The sequence below is a fragment of the Gilliamella sp. ESL0254 genome (assembly GCF_013344985.1).
Lineage (GTDB): Bacteria > Pseudomonadota > Gammaproteobacteria > Enterobacterales > Orbaceae > Gilliamella > Gilliamella bombicola.
In genome coordinates, this window is sequence record NZ_JAAEDU010000001.1 from 1,347,928 (window position 1) to 1,373,305 (window position 25,378).

Below are 25,378 nucleotides of genomic sequence, written 5' to 3' on the forward strand. Positions count from 1 at the left end.
TTACATTACGCAGCCAATGACACCTTCAGCATCGTCTGCCGAGAGGTGCTTTTGGGGCTTTCAGTCATTAAAGCGCAAGGCTGGCAAGCCAGCCCCGCTCGGCTCCGCAACTCAGGAGCTTGTTTCTTTGTTATATTACTCTCTATTGGATTCATAAGCGTCCCCACTTATAAAGATTAGGAACTAAGGCGCAGTAATGCAAACAGCTGGATGTTCACCGCCGTCGTATTTGGCGACGTAACCATTCAACGAGTTGACATCAAAATAATTGTCAGATATCACATCACTCGTCCAATAGCCAGTGAAAAACATGAAGCCAGCATCGGGGTAATTGCTCATTCCGCCCCACTCTGCGAAAAAACCTGCACCTATTCGACGCTGAAAATAGTTAGCACCTGACGACGGCGTGGCGCCATCAATCCCTCCTAAACATGGAAAAGACAGATGCACACCACATTTCGCATTGGTTAAATCCCTTATCCTAGACAGACGATAGCCCAAACTACTACACCATTGCATGTGACCTGGAACTGTATCTATTATATCACTTCGATTGACGAACCACTGCCTCAACTTAAATCCATACTTGACCACCACATTACCTCGACTATCCTTACCCTCTAACTCAAAAATCTGTGGTAAACTAGGTCTACTAAGTGGACTAGGATTATCTGATTGTATTTGAGTGCTATCCGCCCTAGGACCACTTAACTGAACACGAGCGAAAACTTGTCCCCTATCACGGATAGGAATCCAAGTTTCATTAGGAATTACCATTGTTACGGTAGCCGTTATGCCACTACGCGTGACTGGAGCCCACGTCAACTTACTTATATCAGTCCCACCTACAGCTAAATAAAAATACAACCCATCAGCACCGGTAGTAGGAAAATTAAGTCCATAAGATGAAGAACTTGTTGACTGAACCAAAAAACCCTCATCATAATTCCATATACCAGCAACGCTATTACTAAAGCCAAGATACGGCATTGCATAACAAACTCTAGGCTGATTTAAATTGATATAATACGTCTTTTCCTGACCATCAAGATGAGAAGCACGAGGCACCCCATACCGTGTTATTAAATTATGCCTTGTACTACTTAATATTACCTCATAAGGACCCTTACATACATCCACTGTATCACTACGATCTACTGTACGACCATACTTATTACGAATACGCATCGATATACTTCCGGTCGCCGTTACACCATCAGTACCTTGACCATCCCCATCATCATCCCCCCAATTACCTTGAGCAATTAAGTCACTAAAATTCACGGTATTTTTCCCCGATGGCACCAGCGTGTGTATGCCATCAAAAGTACTTATATTCCCTACTAGCATCGGATTTGTTCTACTTGAAGTATCGGACGAAGGAGTGACCCTCGTGCTATCTGGCAACGTGATGGCCAATAAATCATTCATTGTCGCCCTAGTTCGTCCCCCATCAAACGTCAAATACGGTGCACTACCCTCAATAGCACTTGTGGTTTTCGCCGATAAAGCCTGCGAATCAAACGAATACGGCAATAACAACAACGCAAAGGCTAACGGTGATGATGATTTCGCTAAGTTCCGTGATGAAAATAAGTATTGCATCTGTTTTTGACGACATAGATAATTAAGCAAATTTAATATATAGGCTTGGCAAACCTGAGGTTTAATACCAAAAATGATACTGAAACAATTCTTCATAATGTCTTACCTGTCAAGTAGCTTTTGAATTTTATTTTCAATAGTTTTATATTGGTTTTATACTCTATTTGAGTAGTTTTTCTTTCAAAGTATAACTAGTTAAAAACAGATAACCACTTTTTTTTATTAAAGTTTTGTAATGTTTTGTTAGTTTTAGTATTGAAACTTTAGTTGGAAAAACTTTTAGGTGCGTGTAAATAAATATTATACATTAGTTAACAATTGATGGAACAAAAATCGATTAAACGTATCTATTTTTAAACAAACTGATTATGCTCTTGAAAGTAAAAAATTAAAAAGTATATAATGCCGTCCCATTTTTGGAGTGACTTATTATTAAAAATAATGATTTATTAAAAGCTAAGGAATTAATTATATGAAAGAATATAAGGTTATTGTTTTTCAAGAAGGAACTTTGTCTTCGTTACTTTTGGGTAACGCTAATGTTAATGAGGTTAAATTTACTGAAGCCTTAAATAAAAATGCAGAACAAGGTTGGCGAGTTGTTACCATGGAAAAAGACATACGTCGCTTATTTTTATTTTGGAAAAGAGAAGCTTATTTAGTGGTACTTGAACGAGAACGAAACTAAATAAACCTAAATTCGCTTATCTATTTTTACACATAATTTGTCTTACAAAGTAAAAATAGATAAGGGATGTCTGATAGTTAGATTAGGAATCAATGCGGTTATTCACTCTCTCCTAAATAAACTCAACTTCATCTTCATACACAAAGTAATATCGCCTATTTTTTTATAATTAAGTATAAATTTCAATAGAAGAAGCTAAAAACTAGGATTTACGCTGCAATCTTTGCTCGGCCAAGGCAAGGAAAATGATGCCAATAATAATACATAACGCACCTAATAACCGAGTGATGGTAATTTGTTCATTAAAAACAATAACCGATACAAACATAACTGTAACCACTTGTAAATGAGAAGCCGCAAACGCAGGACCTACTGGTGCTTTTTTTAATAATACCATCCAAGTAATAAAAGCCCCTGTATAGCCCAGCATAACTAAGTAAGCCCAACCATAAGTAAAAATTCGGACTAACCAATCAAAACTAGCTTCAAAAGGCAAGGCTGATAGTGCGGTTAATTTAAAACTAGTTTGCCCAAAGGTGTCAAAAAATAGCAATAAAATAAAACCGATGATATAAAATTTTTTCATTAAGTTAGCCCCACTAATACTACGCCAGTCGTGATAAAAAATATTCCTATGATTCGGAATAAAGTAAGGTGTTCTTTAAATAAGATCCGCCCAGCTAACATCACTGTGATAATATTAAAGGATCCCAATAAAATGCCTGCTGATAATGGCACTTGACTTAAAAATGCCAACCAAAAAATAAACCCAAGAAAGTAAGCACCAAAGCCGATCCAAAGCCAGAAATTTCCAAATAATTGTTGCCAATAGCATAAGCCTTGCTTTTTTGGAGATGTGATCGCCGCATACTTGAACGCAATTTGCCCAACGGTGTCGCAAACAATATTTATTAACCAAAGAACGATAATTAAGGTTGGCACTGCTGACAAAGTCCATGTATTTCAAGCACGCTGTGCTTTATTAAAAATTGATTTTGGTGCGCAAGTTGTTTTAGCTGTTCTTCGATTTGCTCAGAGTGTTTTTCAATAATTTGTTGGCATTTATCACAAATCAATAAAATTGATATATGCTCCGGGTCTTGAAAATGTGGGCAAATAATATAGCTATTCGAAGATTCCACTTTGTGGATAAAGCCTTGCTCAAGTAGAAATTCAAGCGCACGATAAATTGTTGGCGGTTTAGCTTGTGGTTCGCTGACTTTAAGTAGATCAAGAAGATCATACGCACTCATTGCTCTATTAGCCGTTAACATGATGTCTAAGACAGTTCGACGTTGCGTTGTCAGTTTAATACCACGTTTTTTGCATAAAGTTTCAATTTTTTCAATTAGCATATTATGCATTTGGTTTCCTTTGCCTTTAGTGATGATTTTTTTGTGTCGCTTTTTTTCGTCTTATTTCTTTAGGATCATTGATTAAAGGGCGGTATAGTTCAATACGATCACCATTTTTAACCAATTCATTAAGATTACAACGCTTTCCATAAATGCCAATTAAATGCTCATCTAATTTTATTTGGCATATCGTTAAGATATTGGATTTTGTAATTGCTTGCAAGACATTCGTTTGTTCGTCAACATTGCAATCAATGACTGTGGAGTTATTCGGTAACGCATAAACAACTTGAATATTAATCATCTTGATAAATCTGCCTTGCTCGTTTTGAAAACGCATTAACCATACCCGTCATGACTTCTTTAAAAACGGGGGTAAAAGTCATACCTAATAATTTATTTTTGAACTCAAAATTTAAATTCAAACTAATTTTACTTTTGTTTTCAGCAATTTCAACAAATTGCCATCGCCCTGATAATTGTTTAAATGGACCATCTAAAAGTCTCATATCAATTGAATTAGGTTCATTGATTTGATTTAATGTAGTGAACGATTTTTTAAAACCAAACTTTTCAACCTCAATAAATGCAGCAATAGTATTATCTTGTTTTCTAATAATACCAGTTGCTATACAATCAGGGACAAATTCTGGGTATTTTTCAATATCATTGACTAAAGCAAACATTTGCTCAATTGAATAAGGTTCGATAACTTCGTGAAAAACATGTGCCATAATAATAAAATAAAAAAGTAAAATTAGTAGCATATAATATCACGTAACTCTATAATAACGCACATTATGACTAAGAAAAAATCACACAAGCCAGGTTCGGCAACTATTGCATTAAATAAACGAGCACGCCATGAGTACTTCATTGAAGAAGAAATCGAGGCGGGCTTATCCCTGCAAGGCTGGGAAGTGAAATCACTGCGAGCAGGCAAGGCCAATATTAGTGATAGCTATGTTCTACTCAAAGACGGTGAAGCATGGCTGTTTGGGGCAACCATTACACCACTAAATGTCGCCTCGACGCATGTTATTTGCGAACCAATGCGTAATCGCAAGTTACTACTAAATGAGCGAGAGCTCAATTCATTATTTGGTCAAATTAATCGCCAAGGTTATACCGTTGTTGCCCTTTCTTTATATTGGAAGAACGCATGGGCAAAAGTAAAAATTGGTGTTGCCAAAGGGAAGAAAGAATACGACAAACGCACTGATATTAAAGAACGTCAATGGCAAGTTGATAAAGCACGCATTATGAAAAATGCAAATCGATAGCGGCTTTACTTTATACTGTTTTTTCAATGTGGCTAAAAAGCATCTAACTACTAACAACTATTCATATTTTAATTGTTGCTATAAAAAAATAACCGCTACAAAGCGGTTATTTTTGGCGATAATATTAAACCGTAAGACTTACTAATTTACCATCTTGTTTGACAAATGATTGATTAACATAAACGTTCGTACTGTTTCTAATATTCAGTGGTTCGCTAACGATATTATCAATAATTACATTGTTAAATAAAATGCTATCTGCGTTTTCAATAAAAAATCCTTTTCCTGCTTCAGGTTTGACATCTTTAAACATGTCAACTTCCCCCGCTTGAGCATTAACTTGCATTGATATCCGGATATTATCAAACGAAATATTAGATATTGGTGATTCAGGAATACCATATAAAAATCCGGCATAAGCTCGGACATTTTTCGCAATAATATTAGAAAAACTGATATTATTACATGCTGGTGTTGATTCATTAACTTGTAATGCCTCTTTATTCCAAACAATAGGATCATTACCTTTAGGCCCACAATAGTAATAGTAGTTCATGACAAATGCTGACAGTACTTCGTCCATAACAATATTGCTAAAAGTAATATCCGAAATTATTCCACCTCGACCCCGGCGAGTTTTAAATCTAACTCCACGATCGGTTTTTTGAAACACACAATTAGTAATAGTCACATTCCTAATACAGCCACTCATTTCACTACCTAACACTACGGCTCCGTGACCATGAATCATATTACAATTAGTAATTAAAATGTTTTCACAAGGGCTTTTTTCAGCTGTTTCTTCTGTACCTGCTTTAATCGCAATACAATCATCCCCCACGTCAATATAACAATTTGATATTCTAACATTACGACAAGATTCTGGGTTAATTCCATCTGTATTTGGTGAGTCAGCAGGATTTAAAATCGATACATTATCTATAACCACATTATTTGATTCCATTGGATGTACCGTCCAGCTTGGTGATTGAGTTAAAAATAGTTTTTCAATAGTTACTCGTTCACAAAAATCAAATCCAATCAGATAAGGTCTTGGATATTTAAGGCTACTACGCTCATTACGGAAAATATGCCACCATTTTTGACCATTACCATCGATTGTACCGCCACCAGTGATAATCACATTTTCAATATTTTTTCCATATATACATGGCATGTATATATCTTGTTTTACGCCTTCCCAACGCGAATTAACAATAGGATAATCATTTGAATTATTAGAAAATAGTAAAGTTGCACCTTGCTCAATAACAAAAGTTAAATTGCTACAGAATTGAATTGCCCCTGTATAATAAATGCCTGAAGGAACAACGACTGTTCCTCCACCTAACTTTTTAATATGCTGTATTGCTTTTTCAAAAGCAATGGTATTCATTGATTTCCCATCACCAATAGCGCCAAAATCTATTACTGATACTGTTGTCATTATTTTTCCTTACTGTTTTATAAACGGTAATTAAATAATTTTTATTTACCGTTTATTAATTAACGAATAAATAACAGAATTTGCAATAATTAATCCTGATAATTTATTTAATAAATTCTATTTTGTCGTTACACTTTTTGTTTAAAACCAATATTGTTATTACCAAAGCATTTTTCATAAGCAATACCTGATAATTCTTCGACTACTTTTTTGGTTTCAGGGGTAACATCTTCCATTTTTCCACCTTGTCGAATACGTGCAACTTCATTAATAATGACTGAATGTGTAGCATGATCAAGTTTCATTCTCCACGCAAAGAAACAACCGATCAATGCCATGCCAATAACACCATAAATAATAATGCCATTAATAGCATCAATGGCACTTTGCGGCTGTACATGTGATTTTGATTCAAATCCATAAGCACTTAATATAATACCGAGTATAAATACAATAGATGCGCGAACTAATTTTCCTGCCATTGTCATCGCGCCAGCATAAACACCTTCACGGCGTCGATTCGTCACTACTTCATCAACGTCAGCAAGGAAGACATAAACACTCCACGGAATGTAATAAACACCGCCAGTTCCTAAACCAAACCAAATGGTAATACCAATAACAATCCAAGTCGCCTGAGGAAGATTAAAATAGTAGATGCCGACATAACCAATCATTGATGAAACAACAATCAGTAACGCAATAATGAACGGTTTTTTAAATCCTTTTTTAGCACAATACATCATAAAGAAAGCAGTTGAAAATAATTGACAAATACTACTCAAAGAGTTCATTGAGGCAACAAATGATCGTGGTTCACCTAAGCTAAATACGATAAAATAAGTAAATACAGCAGTAAATAACCATTCGGCACCAAAACCAAACAAATACATTCCTAAATGAGTTCTAAAAGTTTTAATACGGAAGGTCGAAAATATATCAATAAAAAGTTTTTTGATTGCTTCAAAAAAGCTATGTACATGTTCATCTTTAACTTGCTCTTTTGGTTTTTCCCAACTGTTACAATAGAGCAAAATTAACGCCGACATCATAATCGCAGCATAAGTAATACCAGTTAACAAAAACGGAGTTGCTGACTCTTTGCTATAAAAGTAAAAGAAAACCCCCGGTATTGCAGCACCTAAGAAATTAGCTACTTTACCAAACATTGCTTTTGAACCAGTTAAATAAGTACGCTGAGAAAAATTAGAAGTCATTTCAACAGGTAAGGTATTAAATGGGATCATAATACTGGTATAAATGATTTCAAATAGAATATATGTAATAAGGTAATACCAAAATCCCATTCCATTAATCCATAACATTGGGTAAATCGTCATCAATGGAATACCCATTAGGATAAAAAATCGACGCCTCCCAAAACGTTGACCTATTTTAGTTTGATAAAAATTGTCGGTAATAAAGCCCATTAATGGGTTCAAGATTACATCCAAATAAGTCGCAATAGAGAAAATTACTGCGGCTTGAACAACGGTTAACCCACAAAATGTAGTATAAAAATAGAGTAACCATGCACCACTAATTGCAAGCGCACCACTACCAATTAAATTACCACTTCCGTAGGAAAATCTTACTAACCATGTGATTTTTCTATCTTTATTATTTTCCATAATATGATTCCTATATTATTTATAAAAAAAAGCCTCCTGCATTAAGTAAAAGTGACTTAATGACATCATTAACTAATAAATGAATAATTATTTTTAGAGAGTTACGCCACTTTTTAAAATGGCCAAATTTCTGAAATTATTTTTTTCGTTGCATGTTTTCTTTCCGTTAGCAATAAGAACGATATGCTCAATGAATTCTGTTAATAGTGATTGCATTGAAACTCCATGGATAAGTTTTCCTGCATCAAAATCAATCCAATTCACTTTTTTTTCTGCTAATTGACTATTAGTAGAAATTTTGACAGTAGGTACAACTCCACCATAAGGCGTTCCTCTACCTGTTGTAAATAACACCATATGGCACCCTGCTGCAGATAAAGCACCTGTCGCAACCGCATCATTTCCTGGAGCACTGAGCAAATTAAGTCCTTGTTTTGTTAACATTTGCCCATATTTAAGAACATCTATAACTTCACTTCCACCAGCTTTTTGAGTACAGCCGAGTGATTTTTCTTCTAGTGTGGTGATACCGCCAGCTTTATTTCCTGGTGAGGGGTTTTCATAAATAGGTTGATTATTTGAAATAAAATATTGCTTAAAATCATTAATCATATGCACTGTTTTATCAAAGGTCGACTCATCAACACAATGCGACATTAAAATATTTTCAGCCCCAAACATTTCTGGCACTTCAGTGAGTACACTGGTTCCACCATGTGAAATAACGTAATCAGAAAATAACCCAAGCATTGGGTTGGCGGTAATACCAGAAAAACCATCCGAACCACCGCACTCTAAACCAAATTTCAATTCACTTAATCGACCTAATTCACGCTTATCATTTTTCATAATAGCGTAAAGTTCTCTTAGGTGACTTAAAGCTGATTCAACTTCATCTGTTTCTTGTTGCGCAATAAGGAATCTGACTCGAGATTCATCATATTCACCCAAATCATCTTTGAACTCAGATATTTGGTTATTTTCACAACCCAGTCCAATCACTAACACTGCTCCAGCATTAGGATGTTTGACTAAATCTTGTAAAATAATTTTGGTATTTTTATGATCTTGTCCTAATTGAGAACATCCATAAGGATGCTCAAGCACGGTAATACCATCAATTTCTAATTGATTATTTAACTCATCACAAAACTGTTTAACAATTTGTTGTGCTATACCATTAATACATGTCACAGTCGGTATAATCCAAAGTTCATTACGAATACCTACTTGACCATTTTTACGACGGTAAATCTGCACTTCCTTGTCTGGTATTTCGTGTAATGAATCATTTTTAGACAAATGTGGATGATACTGATAATCATCAATATCATTCAAATTGGTTTTCAAATTTTGTGAATGGATATGTTCACCAGCTTTAATTGAGCAAGTTGCATGCCCGATAGGCAAACCATATTTAATAATATTTTCACCTTGCTCAAGATCTTTAAGAGCAAATTTATGCCCTTGTTTGATAGATTGTTGTAGATCAATATGGTGACCATCGACCACAATATTGGCTTCGTGTGCTTCCAAATCTGATAATGCTATACCAACATTATCTTTGTTATTTATTTTTATAAATTTAATCATCACATCGCTCATTCTATTTACCACTAATACCACATTGTTCAATCGCAGAGCGTACACCTTTTTCGATGATGACAGCTAAATACTGAGTTATTGTTTCCGCTAATTGAGGAATACTTAGTAAATTATGCTCCCAATGAGTATCGTCACTTAATATAGTGTTAACTAAATCAGCAAAGGTTCCTCGACCTTCAGCAATTTTCATCCATCCAGAACGAAAACGCTCTAACCAAATGGCATCATCTTGTAATGAGTAATTTTGTTCATTACGAATACCTCGATATAAAGCGATTAAAGCCGCAAAAGAAAAGACTAAATGTTTAGGTAATACACCTTTCTCTTTTTGATAAGCAAGTAATTGTGGAAGAATCCGAGTTTTGAATTTTGTCATGCTATTTAAAGCTATTGACATTAATTGATGTTCAATAAATGGATTTTTAAAACGGCTAATCACGGACTCGGCAAAATCCACCAATTCTTGACGTGGTAAATCTAAAACAGGGATAATCTCATCAAAAATCGTATCTTTAATATAAGATAAGATTTGAGGGTCATTCATTGACTCACCCACTGTGTCAATCCCGGCAAGATAAGCAACAGGTACTAATGCAGTATGTGCACCATTTAAAATAGCTACTTTTCGCTCTTTATATGGTTTAATATCATCAACAATTTTGATATTCATATTGCACTTATCTAGGCAGAGTTTTTCAGCTAACCATTGAGGTCCTTGAATAACAAATAAATAGAAGTACTCAGCAGAATCAATGAAATTATCTTTATACCCTAATTCGGCTTCTAGTTCGGTTATTTGTGCTTTTGGATAACCGGGCACAATTCTGTCGACTAATGTTGAACAAAATAAGTTATCATTTTCGATCCATGAAATAAATTTATCTGATAACTGCCATTGTTGAGCATAGTTAAGTACTAATTTTTTAAGTGCATCGCCATTATAATCAATTAATTCACAAGGAATTATAATTAACCCGCTTTCTTTACTACCAGAAAAATGTAAAAATCTCTCATGTAAAAAAGCAGTTAGTTTAGCGGGATAGCTAATAGCAGGCTTATCAGTGATTTTATCGCTTTCAACATAACTGATGCCTGCTTCGGTAGTGTTAGAAAAAATAAATTGAATATTAGGATCTTTAGCCAATTGAAGATATTGATCATACTGAGTATAAACATTTATCTCACTATTGACTGAACGTATCATTCTAAATTCTTTTACTGCTTCACTATTTCCATTTAAACCACGAATCAGTGTAGTATATAATCCATCTTGAGTATTTAACGATGGTGGAAAGTCTGTGTTTAATGGGCGAACAACGACAACGCCAGCATCAAGATCTGTTTTTTCGTTAAGGATGTCTAATTGCCAATCTAAAAATGCACGTAAAAAATTACCTTCGCCAAACTGAACAACACGTGTAGTATATTTTGCGCCGGGAAAGTCTTTTCTGTTTAATGTCTTCATGAGCATCACTCTTTTTTAACTAGTTAACTTAATTCAATACCAAAATAGTTTTTAGCATTATCAAAACTAATATTTTTGACCATTTGACCTAATAACTCGATATCACGAGGGGCTTCGCCATCTTCAACCCAACGGCCAATCATGCGACATAAAATGCGCCTAAAATATTCGTGCCGAGTATAAGAAAGAAAACTACGGCTATCAGTTAACATACCGATAAAACGACTTAATAAACCAAGTTGCGCAAGTTGAGTCATTTGACGAATCATGCCGTCTTTCTGATCATTAAACCACCATCCTGAACCAAATTGCATTTTTCCTCGAATACCTTCTCCCTGAAAATTACCTATCATCGTACCTAGAATTTCATTATCAGAAGGATTTAAACAATAGAGTATTGTTTTAGGTAATGCATTTTGTTTTGCTTGTGCATCTAACAAACGAGATAGTGGCTGAGCAATTGGTGAATCATTAATCGAATCAAAGCCCACATCAGGTCCCATCAAATTAAACATTTTCGAGTTATTGTTACGCAATGCACCAATATGATACTGCTGTATCCAACCGCGTTTGTGATATTCACCACCTAAAAAGATAAGTACTGCCGTTTTAAATTGTGCTGTTTCTTTAGCACTCAACATAGCACCCGACAATCGTTTAGTTAAGATAGTATCTAACTCTTGTTCTGAGGCTTCTTCATAAACAACAGTATCTAATGCATGGTCAGACACTTTACAACCATGTTGCTCAAAATGATCCATTCTTTTTGATAACGCTTGGCAAAGTACGTGAAAGCTTGATATTGTCATATCTGCAGCCGCAGATAATTTCTCTAAGTAAGCAACAAAAAATTCAGAGTCAATATTAAACGCTTTGTCGGGGCGCCAACTTGGTAACACTTTAATATCAAATGAGCTATCTTGTGCAATCGTTTTATGATGAACTAAATCATCAATCGGATCATCAGTAGTACCGACCATTTTGACGTTCATTTTTTTCATAATGCTACGGGCTGAAAAAGCTTTAGTTTCTAGCATTGCATTACATTTATTCCAAATCACTTCAGCAGTTGATGGAGATAATAAAATATTATCAATACCAAATGGTCGACGAAGCTCTAAATGAGTCCAATGATATAGAGGGTTGCCTATGGTATGTGGTACGGTTTCAGCCCAAGCTTTAAATTTTTCAAAGTCATCTACGTCAGTACCAGTACAAAATTTTTCAGCAACACCATTAGTACGCATCGCACGCCATTTATAATGATCACCTTTTAACCAGATGTCATACAGGTTTTTAAATTGATAATCTTGAGCAATTTGTTCAGGTGGTAAATGACAGTGGTAATCAAAAATCGGCTGTTCAGCAGCATAATTATGATAAAGCTGACGAGAAAATTCTGTGTCTAGTAAAAAATCTTCAGTTAAAAAAAACATTTTCTTCTCCATAATGTAGTATTAACTATTTAATTACATAGGTTAATATCATATGTAATCAAATTAATTATTATTCATTTGTTGTCGGTGTTTTTAAAATTGTCCATACTGCAACAGCAGCTAAAAGATCAAGACAAGTTAAAATGATAAATAGTGGGCTAAAGCCAACAGTATCAGCAAGTGCGCCAACAATTAACGCAAAAATTGTACTTGCTAACCACGCCGCCATACCTGTAAAGCCATTTGCTGTCGCTACTTCATTTCGGCCAAAAACATCTGATGATAAGGTAATTAAAGCACCTGATAATGTCTGATGAGCAAAGCCTCCAATACAGAATAAAAATATAGCGACATAAGGACTTGAGAATAAACCAATTAAACCTGGTGCTATCATCAATACTGCCCCGACAGTAACCACCCATTTACGAGAGTTAATCAAACTAACATTAAAACGTTTTTGAAAAAATGGAGACATATACCCACCAAGCACACACCCAATATCAGCAAATAACATTGGCATCCAAGCAAATATTGCTATTTGTTTTAAGTCAAAACCATAGGCAGTAAACATAAATAAAGGGATCCAAGCGTTAAACGTCCCCCAAGCTGGTTCAGCTAAAAATCTTGGCAATGCAATACCCCAAAAACGTCGACTGGAAAGGATTTTACTAGCTGGTAATTTTTCAGTGTTGGAAGTTTGATGACTAGCCTCTTGACCAGATAAAATATATTTTTTTTCCTCTTCAGATAAATATTTTTGTTTAGTTGGATGACGATAAAGTATGAACCAAAAAATCCCCCAAATAAAACTTAATAAGCCACATAAAACAAATGCCCATTGCCAACTATGGAACCAAATAGCCCATGCAACTAATGGAGGAGCAATCATAGCACCTAATGACGAACCCAAATTAAACCAACCAACCGCAATTGATCTTTCTTTTGCGGGAAACCATTCACTAGTTGCTTTTAAGCCAGCAGGAATCATAGCAGCTTCAGTTGCACCCACCGCACCACGTGCAAATGCTAGCCCAACCCAACTGCCTGAAAATGCAGTGCTAATACAAAATACAGACCATAATAAAGCAAAAACGGCATAACCTAGCCGTGTACCTAATAGATCTAAAATATATCCTGCAACAGGCTGCATGATAGTATAACAAGCTGAATATGCCGCGACGACATACGAATATTGTTGAGTTGTCAGACCCATTACTTCATTCAAAACAGGAGCAGCAACAGCTATAGAATTTCGTGTAAGATAACCTAATATTGTTCCTATGGTTACTAACGCTATCATATACCATCTTAAGTTTTTAATTGTTTTATACATATTAATACTCCAAGTATGCTTATATCTTGGCTCATATTAACATGTATGACAACTAAAAAAGTTGACATACATCACATAATTAAAACTCATAAATTATATGACAAACTTACCATTTGTAAGTTATCTTTGATGAATGGTCTCTTAAATTGAAAAAAATAGAACAATATTATTTAATTCCACACGATTAGATGTTATTTTACAATGATGAGCAATTTAGGAATTATGTAAAAGTTACCATGACTCAGGAACAAAACGAATATCAACGACTTTATCAAATTATTGCAACCGAATTAAAAAAAAGAATTATTAATGGTACTTACCCAGTTGGTAGCAAATTACCGTCAGAAAGATTAATTTGTGAGGAACTAGAAGTTAGTCGCTCAGTTGTAAGAGAAGCAATTATTATGCTTGAAGTTGAAGGTTTTGTTGATGCACGAAAAGGATCTGGTATTCATGTTATTGCCAATAGTTTACAATCCAATATTTTAACATCTTCACCCGGTTTAAATTTTTCTACCACTGGGCCATTTGAACTACTGCAAGCTCGTCAACTAATAGAAAGCAATATTGCAGAATTTGCCGCAACTCAAATTACTAAAGATGATATCGTTAAACTATTAGAAATCCAACATAATGCAAAAAAAGAAGATCACTATCGTGATTCGAATTGGGACTTAAAATTCCATACTCAAATCGCTATGATAACTCGTAATACAGCTTTAACTACCATTGTTCAAGAAACATGGCGACAAAGAACATTAAACCCTTTATGGAAAAAACTTCATGAGCATGTTCAACAACAAGATATTGAAAGTTGGTGGGAAGAACACGACAAAATTTTAGAAGCTCTCATTAATCGAGATCCTAAAGCTGCTAAATTAGCTATGTGGCAACACTTAGAAAATACGAAAAAAATGCTATTTGATGCCATAAGCGAGGATTTTGAGACTAAACGCGATCATTATCTATTCTCTGATAATCCAGTTGTCAGCATTAATGAAGATAACTACGAGTAAATACTTTTTCATCAGACAAGATAAAAAAAACACTAACAATAAAATTGTCAAACTAAATTAATTGGCGTTATTTTATATACCAAATAACGCCAACATAATAATTTTTTACATAAAAAATATTATAAAACTCTAGCGTTGATCATCAATAGTCACACCAGCTGGTGGTGTAAACTTGAACTTGTCTAATGATACTTTACCTAATTTTTGTCGAGACAAATCATAAAAACTACGTTGGCCATCTTCTTCAATGATAGTGAAATTTGAAATCATACCTGTAGGTAATACAGAAATAATAAAATCTTGATTAGACCCATCCGTCGGTTTAAGTGTAAATGAGTCTTGCTTGCGAGTCACTTGATAAACATCCCAAATTGGATTGTGGCTATCAGTAATAAGTAACATTAAACGATTATCAACCGCTTTTTTTAAATCCATTACGCTTACTTGCTCAACCGCTGGCGTATACACCCACATATTTTTTCCATCAGAAATAATTGAAGTTTCATCTGGCTCATTCATTGTCCAATTAAAATAGTAAGGCCTATTAACCCATAAATCTCCTTTACCGTCCTGCACAGGTTGATTGTCTTCAGTTTTCACATTTTGAGAAAAACTGGCATAAAATCCTTCAATTTTATCTAAACGTTGTTGCAATACTTCTTTATCTCCAGCCCATACTGATAAGCTCGCTAATAACCCAATTAACAATAAACACTTCTTCATGCCCAATCCTTACTTTTCATCTAACAATTTAAATAAAGTCTAATAACTAAATTAGTTCAAAATATTACCGTTTTTATGCTAATGGGAAAAGATATTTTCTTTTCTTTTTTCACTTATTAAATAACGAGTATATAATAGATTCAATTTGTCAATTTGGATAATGATCTTCCATGCCAAGTATGTCTTTTGAATTTACCACTGATGAGTTTAAACCGTTAGCAGCAAGAATGCGTCCTAGAACCTTATCTGAATATATAGGGCAAGCGCACTTGCTAGGTAAAAGCAAGCCGTTACCAAAGGCCATTGAAGCTGGTAATTTGCATTCAATGATTCTTTGGGGGCCACCAGGTACCGGTAAAACAACATTAGCAGAAATCATTGCTCACCATGCGAATGCAAAAGTTGAACGAGTATCTGCCGTTACATCCGGTATAAAAGACATTCGCGAAGCGATTGAACGAGCTAAAATTAATCAACAAGCAGGCATTCGCACTATTTTATTTGTTGACGAAGTTCACCGCTTTAACAAAAGCCAACAAGATGCCTTTTTACCCTATGTTGAAAACGGCACCATAACATTTATTGGCGCTACGACCGAAAATCCATCATTTGAACTCAATTCCGCCTTACTATCGCGCGCACGAGTTTATCTGCTTAAATCATTAACCAACTACGACATTGAACAGATTTTACAACAAGCAATGGACGATCCCAACCGTGGTTACGGTAACCGAAATATTCTGCTGCCCGAAGAAACCAAAAAACAGATTGCTGAATTTGTAGGAGGGGATGCAAGGCGTGCGCTTAATACACTTGAGCTATTGGTTGACATGTCCGATGGTCAAGATCTATCCCCTGAACTACTCAAGGAGGTAATGGGTGAACGCAGCGCTAGGTTTGATAACCAAGGTGACCGTTTTTATGATTTAATTTCAGCTGTCCACAAATCGATTCGAGGCTCAGCACCCGATGCTGCACTTTATTGGTATGCTAGGATTATCTCGGCCGGTGGCGATCCCCTTTATGTCGCTCGTCGGTTATTAGCTATCGCCTCAGAAGATGTCGGCAATGCCGATCCAAGAGCGATGCAAGTGGCACTAGCAGCATGGGACTGTTTTACCCGAGTTGGTCCAGCTGAAGGAGAACGAGCAATTGCACAAGCTATTATCTACCTTGCTTGCGCCCCAAAAAGCAATGCGGTTTACCTTGCTTTTAAACAAGCAATGGCCGATGCACAATCTAAACCAGATTATGATGTTCCAGAACACTTACGTAACGCACCAACTAATTTAATGCAAAAACTAGGCTACGGTGCCGAATATCGCTATGCCCACGACGAGCCAAATGCTTTTGCCGCAGGTGAAAATTACTTTCCTCAAGAAATGGCAGACACAAAATACTACCACCCCACAACACGTGGTGCAGAAAAAAATTACACAGATAAATTAGCATGGCTAGATGCACAAAACCAAGCGAGTTTAATTCAACGCTATAAGTCTAAAAAAAATCAAGTTTAATTTCATACTTTTACATATCCATCCAACCAATCAACTAAAATTTGATCAATTAGATATCTTTAAAAAAGATATCATTTGACTAGTTATCATGGCCTAATCTAAAATCGCCAACTTTTAAAAGTAGTCATCATTTTATGATGACTTTTAATTTTTTTAGGATAAAAAAAATAATGAAAAGGAGTTCAAACATGAATCAAGTAATAATAAAAAAACATTTAAAATCGGTGATATACACCACAATATTATCGCAATTTTCCGAAATAAGTCATGCAAGTCTTAGCGTTCACACAACTCAAGCTATTCACGGGATACACCCATCTCTATCTCCAATAATTGAGCAGAGTATCGATGATTTAAATTTATTTGGTTTGAGTGTAAATAACAAAAATTATTATGGAGATGAAGTAAAATATTTACCCATTCAGCATCACTACCCTTTCAAAAATACAATTAATGCAGCGCCAATAAAACAACCGAATAATAATGAGTACTTTGATCTTGATGGCGATGAATTAAAAGCACTTGAACTCATGGGACAACAAAAAGTTAATATGACTTGGTATTATACTAACCGAAATAATGAACTTGTTGAATTTACCCCTAAGGATAACGATACTTTTTGTAGCTTATCCTCAAAAGGAATGCATGCACCTTTTAAAGTCAAATTATCGGCTGATTTAATTTTATCTTCACAGTATGGTATCCCTAATACCAATACCTATCCTAATGAGGATGTCATCACTCATCCATCTAAAACGTATACTATATTAGATGATGCTTTTGTTTGTTATGCTAAACCTTCATTAAATCCATCTACGGTTAAAGGGAGTCACAAGAACCAATGGGATCCAAATTATGGTTTCTTACATCAATCGAGTGTTAATCCAGTAAAGAACTTCCCAACTACAGGTTTTTATGGTGCTAAATTTAATTTGATTTTGTCCAACCCAGGTATCGCCTCAAACTACATTTGGAAAGTTAAGCAAGGCAATGCACTAGTTAATGTCACCAATAATAATAATTATGTCACGGTAACTTTCAATACCCCTGATGCAAGAAATCCAGGTAAAGCTTGGCAACATGTTATGGGCTCTGGCTCTGGGTATACAGTTGTAATTGAAGGAAAAAACAAAACTAAAAATACAACAATTCAATACTCATTTACCCTTACCAAATGGTTTGATGCTTGGAAGCAAAAATATAACAATAAAGGAATACTACAAGCGATGAAAGGTGATCTTGATGAGGTTATTGAGGCATGTTCAAATAAAAGTGGTCGTTATCGCTTAAGTCACGATCGCGAAGTAAGTAATGCGAAGTTAAGTGATAAGAAAAAAGAAATATTATATACACGTGAAATAGGAACATTATTTAGTGAATGGGGCGATCCGGGCCAACAACCTTATCCAGGATCTTTTGGACCAGATGAAGACCAATCAAAGAGTTATAATCGATACTACTTATGGAATACATGGGTAGGAGAGTATTGTGATATACATACTTATGACGGAAAATATCATTGTCGCGATAAAGAAAAAGAAGATAAAAATGGCATATGCGTATCTATACCTAGAAGATAAAGTATTGACGACGCCCCTGTAAATTTTAAGATCTATCTATTCATAGGTAGATCTTATCATATACAATATTTTCATTTTTTCCACTTATACCAATCTTTATGGGGCTGTTAATAAAAACTGACAGTACCTTTTAAAATCAATAAAACCTGATTTTCGTTAATAAAATCAGCATTACCAATTAACAATCCTACTATATATAGTAATTAAATAATTAATAGGTACTATATATTGTATATTTTGATAAATATCAATTACTATAAATATTACAAAAATACATAATTACAGTGAATGAAAAATGAATAAATCAATACTTGTCACAAAGCGAAACGGCAAAAAAGAGCCAATAAATCTTGATAAAATCCATAAAGTCATTACATGGGCAGCCGAAGGATTAGATAATGTTTCGGTATCACAAGTTGAATTGCGTTCTCATATTCAATTTTATGATGGAATCCGCACTTCAGATATCCATGAAACAATTATTCGTGCTGCAGCCGATCTTATATCTCAAGATGCCCCTGATTACCAATACTTGGCCGCACGCTTAGCTATTTTTCATTTACGTAAAAAAGCCTTTAACCAGTTTACACCACCATCTCTTTACGAACATGTTAAGAAGTTAGTAGAAAATAAACGATACGACGAACATCTGCTTGAAGATTATACTCCAGAAGAATTTGCGGAAATGGATAAGTTCATCGATCATTGGCGAGATATGTCTTTTTCATATGCAGCAGTTAAACAACTTGAAGGAAAGTATTTGGTACAAAATCGTGTTACTGGAGAGATTTATGAAAGCGCGCAATTTTTGTATGTTCTCGTCGCAGCCTGTTTATTTGCCAATTATCCAAAAGAAACACGCCTTAGCTATATAAAACGTTTTTATGATGCTGTATCTACCTTTAAGATTTCACTACCAACTCCAATTATGGCAGGTGTTCGTACGCCTACTCGTCAATTTAGTTCCTGTGTATTAATTGAGTGTGATGATAGTTTGGATTCAATCAATGCAACAGCAAGCGCTATTGTAAAATATGTATCGCAACGTGCAGGAATTGGAGTCAATGCAGGAAGAATTCGTGCTTTAGGAAGTTCAATTCGTGGTGGTGAAGCATTTCATACTGGCTGCATTCCCTTTTATAAATATTTTCAAACTGCGGTTAAATCATGTTCACAAGGTGGTGTCCGTGGTGGAGCCGCAACCGTTTTCTATCCTCTTTGGCATTTAGAAGTCGAAAGCTTGTTAGTCTTACGAAATAACCGTGGAGTTGAAGAAAACCGTGTTCGCCATTTAGATTATGGGGTACAAATCAATAAATTAATGTATCAACGGTTAATCAAAAACGAAAATATTACTTTATTCAGCCCATCAGATGTCCCAGGGCTTTATGATGCTTTTTTTGCCGATCAAGATAAGTTTGAAACGCTTTACCACCAATATGAACAAGATGTCAATATTCGCAAACGAGTGGTTAAAGCCGTTGAACTCTTTGCACTATTAATGCAAGAGCGCGCATCAACTGGACGCATTTATATCCAAAATGTTGATCACTGTAATACTCACAGCCCATTTAATGCTCAATTAGCGCCAGTTCATCAATCTAATTTATGTATGGAAATTGCGCTACCAACAAAGCCACTTAATAATGTCAATGATGAAAAAGGTGAAATTGCACTTTGTACGTTATCAGCCTTTAACCTTGGCCAAATCGAATCATTAGATGACTTTGAAGAACTTGCTGACTTAACGGTACGTGCGCTTGATTCGCTACTGGATTACCAAAATTACCCTGTTCCTGCGGCTCGAAACTCTTCAATCAATCGTCGCACATTAGGCGTTGGCGTTATTAACTATGCTTATTATTTAGCCAAAAATGGCGTTAAATATTCTGATGGTAGTGCAAATAATTTAACGCATCGTACTTTTGAAGCCATGCAATATTACTTGTTAAAAGCCTCTAATAATCTTGCTAAAGAAAAGGGTGCATGCCCACTATTTAACGAAACAACTTATGCTCAAGGCATTTTACCAATCGATACTTACAAAAAAGATTTAGATACTATTACAAAAGAACCTTTACATTATGATTGGGAATCATTACGAGAATCTATCAAAGCCCATGGGCTACGTAATTCAACTTTATCGGCATTAATGCCATCAGAAACTTCTTCACAAATATCCAATGCAACAAATGGCATTGAACCACCTCGAGGCTTTATTAGTGTTAAAGCTTCAAAAGATGGTATCTTAAAACAAGTTGTTCCAGATTATAATAATCTGAAAAACTTCTACGAATTACTCTGGCAAATTCCAAATAATACAGGTTATTTACAATTAGTAGGAATTATGCAGAAATTTATTGACCAATCAATTTCGGCTAATACGAATTATGATCCGACTAAATTCCCAAATGATAAAGTACCAATGAAACAGCTATTATCAGACTTATTGACCGCTTATAAATTTGGCGTAAAAACACTCTATTATCATAATACACGCGATGGGGCTGAAGATATTCAAGGTGATATTGTTCCAACAACACACAGTGACGATGGTTGTGAAGGTGGCGCTTGTAAAATTTAGCTATTGTTAAGACCTAAACAGTACATACTAAAATAAAATTTTTATGAGGGGAAAATCATCCCCCCACCATTTACCTTTTACACTGTCGAAAGGTAGCGGTAAAAGCAACGATAAATTAGTAGGAGTTCTTTTATGAGTATGAATTACAGTACCTTTTCGCATGTGCATAACGACCAACTTAAAGAACCTATGTTCCTTGGACAGCCAGTAAATGTTGCGCGTTATGATCAACAAAAGTATGAAATGTTTGAAAAATTAATTGAAAAACAACTCTCTTTCTTTTGGCGCCCTGAAGAAGTCGATATTTCTCAAGATCGTATTGATTACGCCGCATTGCCAGAACATGAAAAACATATTTTTATTAGTAATTTAAAATATCAAACCTTGCTTGATTCAATTCAAGGACGCAGCCCCAATGTTGCATTATTGCCCCTAATTTCTATTCCAGAACTTGAAACATGGGTAGAAACTTGGTCGTTTTCAGAAACCATTCATTCACGTTCATATACGCATATCATTCGTAATATTGTTAACGATCCATCTGTCGTTTTTGACGATATTGTTACCAATAAAGAAATACAAAAACGTGCCGGTGACATTGCAGGTTATTACGATGACCTTATTAGCTACGCAAGTTACTATAATTTATTTCACGAAGGTAACCACAACATCAATAATCGCACTGTTTCTATTAATTTACGCGAACTAAAAAAGAAACTTTATTTGTGCTTAATGAGTGTCAATGCACTTGAAGCTATTCGTTTTTATGTTAGTTTTGCTTGTTCCTTTGCCTTTGCAGAACGTGAGCTCATGGAAGGTAATGCAAAAATCATTAAACTTATTGCCCGTGACGAAGCCCTACATTTAACCGGCACACAATTTATGATTAATACGCTACGAAGTGGCGAAGATGATCCTGAAATGGCAGACATAGCCAAAGAGTGTGAACAAGAGTGTTATGACCTCTTTTTGCAAGCGGCAAATCAAGAAAAAGAGTGGGCAGAATACTTGTTTGAAGGTGGATCAATGATTGGTTTGAATAAAGACATTTTATGCCAATATGTCGAATACATCACTAACATCCGTATGCAAGCGGTTGGACTAAAATTGCCATTTGAAGCTAAATCAAATCCAATTCCATGGATCAATAATTGGCTAGTATCTGATAATGTACAAGTTGCACCACAAGAAGCCGAAATGAGCTCTTACTTAGTTGGGCAAATTGATGCTGAAATGAATGAAGATGATTTAAGCGATTTTACCTTATAGGTTTTATACTAAAACTTATATTTTATTGAAAGTTTTAAAAAAGGAACAAATTATTGTTCCTTTTTTATTATAAAAATCAGTCATAAATAATCATATTATTCTAACGGTAGCTTGACACTCATTGAAAATCGGGTAAGGATATGGCTATTGAATTATCTTGATTTGATAATATGATCATGACTAAAACGCATCTGTTTTACCCTGTATCGCCGCTTGATTTTAGCGATGAACAAATAAATATCCTCTATCTAAAGCAACAACTCGAAGCTTTTCAACAATGGTCTATGATGCAATTTGAGCAACAAATTGATATTGATACGCTAGTGCATTTACGTAGTCAATTTATCGATCGTTTGCTTGAACGATTATGGTCTTTCTACCAAATACCTAAACATGTCTCCTCTTTCTTTAAACGCAACCGCATCGCTTTGGTTGCCGTTGGTGGTTATGGACGGGCTGAATTGCATCCATTGTCAGATATTGATATTTTGATTCTTAGTGATTATCCGTTAACTAAAGAAATTGAAAAACAAATTGGTGATCTTGTTCGCTTATTATGGGATTTACATTTAGATATAGGGCACAGTGTTAGGACATTAAAAATTTGCCTACAAGAAGCGAAAAATGACATCACCATAATGACTAATTTGATTGAGTCAAGACTTATTTCGGGAAATCAATTACTGTTAGATGAACTACATAAACAAATTTTTAGCGATAAAATCTGGCCTTCCCATGCCTTTTATAAAGCAAAAATTCAAGAACAACAAGAACGCCACAAACAATATCACAGTACCTCTTATAATCTAGAACCTGATTTAAAAAATAGTCCAGGTGGTTTGCGAGATATGCAAATCATTCAATGGATCGCAACTCGCCATTTTGGTGGCGAATTTTTGCAAAAAATGTCCGATTTCAACTACTTAACCCCTGAAGATATTGCAGACTTTAAAACGTGTCGTAAATTTTTATGGCGAATGCGTTTTGCCTTGCACTGTGTGATCTCTCGTTATGATAACCGCTTGCTTTTTGATCGACAACTTAGCATTGCCAATATGTTAGGTTACAAAGGTGACGGTAACACACCTGTAGAAAAAATGATGCATGATTATTATCGTGTTGCTCACAATATTACTGAACTCAATCAAATGCTATTACAGCTGTTTTATGAGTCTATTCTTAATCATAGCCCACAAAATAAACCTTATAATATCGATGAATATTTTCAAATTAGAGACAAACTCATTGATGTAAGAGATGATGAGATCTTTAAAAAAGAGCCTATTATGATTATGCAGCTGTTTTATACAATATTGCTTAATCCTCAAGTGATTGGCCTTTATTCTAATACCATTAGACAATTACGCTCAGCAAGACGTTCTCTAACTAATTTACTCTGTGAAAATGCCAAAGCAAGATCGCTTTTCATGTTAATTATCAAACACCCAGATGCAATTGAAAAAGCAATTTTACCCATGCATAAATATGGCATACTTTCGGTCTATATACCGGGCTGGAAACAGATATCTGGCATGATGCAATTTGACCTGTTTCATGCTTACACCGTTGATGAACACACCATCCGCTTATTGCTTGAGCTCGATAGTCTAAAAACAGAAAGCGGCAAGCAAAAACACCCTAATAGCGCAAAAGTCTTTGCTAAATTATCTAAACCTGAATTATTAGTTATTACAGGGTTATTTCATGATATAGGTAAAGGACGACATGGTGATCATTCTGAAATTGGAGCCCATCTAGTTGAAGAATTTTGCCAATTGCATGGATTAGAAACCAAAGATACTGAACTAGTTATTTGGTTAGTACGTTATCACCTACTAATGTCGGTAACAGCACAAAGCCGCGATTTACAAGATCCTGCCGTTATAAACGAGTTTATTCAAATTGTCAAAAGTAAACGTCGTTTACAGTATTTGCTTTGTCTTACAGTAGCGGATGTGTGTGCAACAAACGAAACGCTGTGGAATAGTTGGAAACAAAGTTTAATGCGTGAACTCTACCTTAATGCAAAAAACTCCTTTGATTCAGATATCCGCCAAATTCCTGAGCAACGAAGTATAGCACGTAAAAATAAACAAGAAGCGTTAGCCATTTTACTTAAGCAAAATTATGATGAACAGATCGTTAAAGATCTTTGGCAATGCTATCGTGTTGATTACTTTCTTCGTTATACTAAAGAACAGATTGTATGGCATACACAAATTTTATTACAGCACGATTTGACCAAAATATTGGTAGCCATAAATCCCCACCCATATCATGGTGGCAGTGAAATTTTTATTTATTCGCCAGATAGACCTTACTTATTTGCAACTGTCTGTAATACGCTAAGTATGCACAATTTAACAATTCACGATGCGCTTATCATTACGAATAAAAAAAGCTTTGCGCTTGATACTTTCATTGTATTAGATCCTAATGGACAAACAGTGCAAGAAGATCGAAATCAAGGCCTAGTGAATGCACTTGATAAAGCACTACAGCAACCTGTTTATAAAGGTGTAACCATTAAACCACCTAAACAACGGTTACGATCGTTTTTAGTACCCACTCAAGTTAACTTTCTTTCTGCTTTCAATGACAGCCAAACTTATATGGAGCTCATTGCACTCGATAGGCCGGGGTTGCTTGCTTATGTGGGTGAAATATTTGCTAACTTAGACTTATCATTACGCAGTGCAAAAATTGCAACTATCGGCGAACATATTGAAGATCTGTTTATTCTAACAGATAAACACAACCAAGCGCTTGATGATGATACTTGTCAAAAGCTTCGAGAATCAATCGTTATTGCTCTTGATTCAATGAATTAATAAAATTAAC

General features: G+C 35.1%; 21 protein-coding genes. 8 read left to right on the plus strand and 13 right to left on the minus strand.

The annotated features are described in order from the left end of the window. Positions 1–183 precede the first annotated feature (183 nt). Positions 184–1,701 (minus strand): hypothetical protein, encoded by a 1,518-nt coding sequence (locus tag GYX25_RS06300; RefSeq protein ID WP_174786977.1) that lies wholly within the window; start codon positions 1,699–1,701, stop codon positions 184–186. Between the two features lie 376 nt (positions 1,702–2,077). On the opposite strand from GYX25_RS06300, the gene GYX25_RS06305 reads away from it, so the two are divergent. Next, positions 2,078–2,293, plus strand: a complete 216-nt coding sequence (locus GYX25_RS06305) for a DUF4177 domain-containing protein (RefSeq protein WP_091346406.1) — start codon at positions 2,078–2,080, stop codon at positions 2,291–2,293. Positions 2,294–2,495: 202 nt separating this feature from the next. Here the strand turns inward: GYX25_RS06305 and GYX25_RS06310 are convergent, their stop codons facing one another. The 5 genes from GYX25_RS06310 to GYX25_RS06330 are packed head-to-tail and all read right to left on the minus strand — an operon-like array spanning position 2,496 to position 4,415. Further along, positions 2,496–2,879 (minus strand): DMT family transporter, encoded by a 384-nt coding sequence (locus GYX25_RS06310; protein WP_174786978.1) that lies wholly within the window; start codon positions 2,877–2,879, stop codon positions 2,496–2,498. Continuing rightward, positions 2,879–3,235, minus strand: coding sequence for an EamA family transporter (locus GYX25_RS06315; RefSeq protein ID WP_174786979.1), 357 nt, complete (start codon positions 3,233–3,235; stop codon positions 2,879–2,881). Before GYX25_RS06315 ends, GYX25_RS06310 begins: the two co-directional genes overlap by 1 nt. Then, complete coding sequence (zur, locus tag GYX25_RS06320; protein ID WP_091346412.1) at positions 3,223–3,657, minus strand: zinc uptake transcriptional repressor Zur; 435 nt, start codon at positions 3,655–3,657, stop codon at positions 3,223–3,225. The genes GYX25_RS06315 and zur overlap by 13 nt, the downstream gene beginning before the upstream one ends. 16 nt (positions 3,658–3,673) lie before the next feature. Further along, positions 3,674–3,952 (minus strand): RnfH family protein, encoded by a 279-nt coding sequence (locus tag GYX25_RS06325; protein WP_202112723.1) that lies wholly within the window; start codon positions 3,950–3,952, stop codon positions 3,674–3,676. Beyond that, entirely contained in the window at positions 3,945–4,415 is a 471-nt protein-coding gene (locus GYX25_RS06330) for a type II toxin-antitoxin system RatA family toxin (protein WP_202112722.1), read from the minus strand. The genes GYX25_RS06325 and GYX25_RS06330 overlap by 8 nt, the downstream gene beginning before the upstream one ends. 33 nt (positions 4,416–4,448) lie before the next feature. On the opposite strand from GYX25_RS06330, the gene smpB reads away from it, so the two are divergent. Then, complete coding sequence (gene smpB / locus GYX25_RS06335; RefSeq protein WP_091346417.1) at positions 4,449–4,931, plus strand: SsrA-binding protein SmpB; 483 nt, start codon at positions 4,449–4,451, stop codon at positions 4,929–4,931. Between the two features lie 124 nt (positions 4,932–5,055). Here the strand turns inward: smpB and GYX25_RS06340 are convergent, their stop codons facing one another. The 6 genes from GYX25_RS06340 to GYX25_RS06365 form a co-directional block, all read right to left on the minus strand. Continuing rightward, positions 5,056–6,378 (minus strand): glycoside hydrolase family 28 protein, encoded by a 1,323-nt coding sequence (locus GYX25_RS06340; RefSeq protein WP_091346419.1) that lies wholly within the window; start codon positions 6,376–6,378, stop codon positions 5,056–5,058. Positions 6,379–6,506: 128 nt separating this feature from the next. Then, a complete protein-coding gene (locus tag GYX25_RS06345; RefSeq protein ID WP_091346421.1) occupies positions 6,507–8,009 on the minus strand; it encodes an MFS transporter in 1,503 nt (500 codons plus the stop codon). Between the two features lie 93 nt (positions 8,010–8,102). Further along, complete coding sequence (locus GYX25_RS06350; protein ID WP_091346624.1) at positions 8,103–9,602, minus strand: UxaA family hydrolase; 1,500 nt, start codon at positions 9,600–9,602, stop codon at positions 8,103–8,105. Positions 9,603–9,615: 13 nt separating this feature from the next. Further along, a complete protein-coding gene (locus GYX25_RS06355; RefSeq protein ID WP_174786980.1) occupies positions 9,616–11,079 on the minus strand; it encodes a tagaturonate reductase in 1,464 nt (487 codons plus the stop codon). Positions 11,080–11,102: 23 nt separating this feature from the next. Continuing rightward, positions 11,103–12,515: a glucuronate isomerase gene (gene uxaC / locus GYX25_RS06360; protein WP_174786981.1), complete on the minus strand. Its 1,413-nt coding sequence runs from the start codon at positions 12,513–12,515 to the stop codon at positions 11,103–11,105. A gap of 70 nt (positions 12,516–12,585) precedes the next feature. Then, the gene (locus tag GYX25_RS06365; RefSeq protein WP_091346427.1) at positions 12,586–13,848 is read right to left on the minus strand and encodes an MFS transporter; all 1,263 of its coding nucleotides are present in this window, start codon (positions 13,846–13,848) and stop codon (positions 12,586–12,588) included. Between the two features lie 236 nt (positions 13,849–14,084). On the opposite strand from GYX25_RS06365, the gene exuR reads away from it, so the two are divergent. Beyond that, on the plus strand, positions 14,085–14,864 hold the full coding sequence (gene exuR, locus GYX25_RS06370) for a transcriptional regulator ExuR (RefSeq protein ID WP_091346429.1): 780 nt from the start codon (positions 14,085–14,087) through the stop codon (positions 14,862–14,864). Between the two features lie 129 nt (positions 14,865–14,993). On the opposite strand, the gene lolA is transcribed toward exuR, so the two are convergent. After that, positions 14,994–15,587: an outer membrane lipoprotein chaperone LolA gene (gene lolA, locus GYX25_RS06375; RefSeq protein WP_091346431.1), complete on the minus strand. Its 594-nt coding sequence runs from the start codon at positions 15,585–15,587 to the stop codon at positions 14,994–14,996. Positions 15,588–15,766: 179 nt separating this feature from the next. On the opposite strand from lolA, the gene GYX25_RS06380 reads away from it, so the two are divergent. The 5 genes from GYX25_RS06380 to glnD all read left to right on the plus strand — a co-directional run bounded on the left by GYX25_RS06380 (position 15,767) and on the right by glnD (position 25,368). Then, positions 15,767–17,104: a replication-associated recombination protein A gene (locus tag GYX25_RS06380; protein WP_274600332.1), complete on the plus strand. Its 1,338-nt coding sequence runs from the start codon at positions 15,767–15,769 to the stop codon at positions 17,102–17,104. A 188-nt stretch (positions 17,105–17,292) separates the two neighbouring features. Next, positions 17,293–18,684: a hypothetical protein gene (locus tag GYX25_RS06385; protein ID WP_091346435.1), complete on the plus strand. Its 1,392-nt coding sequence runs from the start codon at positions 17,293–17,295 to the stop codon at positions 18,682–18,684. A gap of 295 nt (positions 18,685–18,979) precedes the next feature. Beyond that, complete coding sequence (gene nrdA, locus GYX25_RS06390; protein WP_091346436.1) at positions 18,980–21,268, plus strand: class 1a ribonucleoside-diphosphate reductase subunit alpha; 2,289 nt, start codon at positions 18,980–18,982, stop codon at positions 21,266–21,268. A gap of 138 nt (positions 21,269–21,406) precedes the next feature. Then, positions 21,407–22,537: a class Ia ribonucleoside-diphosphate reductase subunit beta gene (gene nrdB / locus GYX25_RS06395; protein WP_091346625.1), complete on the plus strand. Its 1,131-nt coding sequence runs from the start codon at positions 21,407–21,409 to the stop codon at positions 22,535–22,537. A 176-nt stretch (positions 22,538–22,713) separates the two neighbouring features. Further along, positions 22,714–25,368, plus strand: coding sequence for a bifunctional uridylyltransferase/uridylyl-removing protein GlnD (gene glnD / locus GYX25_RS06400; RefSeq protein WP_174787042.1), 2,655 nt, complete (start codon positions 22,714–22,716; stop codon positions 25,366–25,368). The last annotated feature ends 10 nt before the right edge of the window (positions 25,369–25,378 follow it).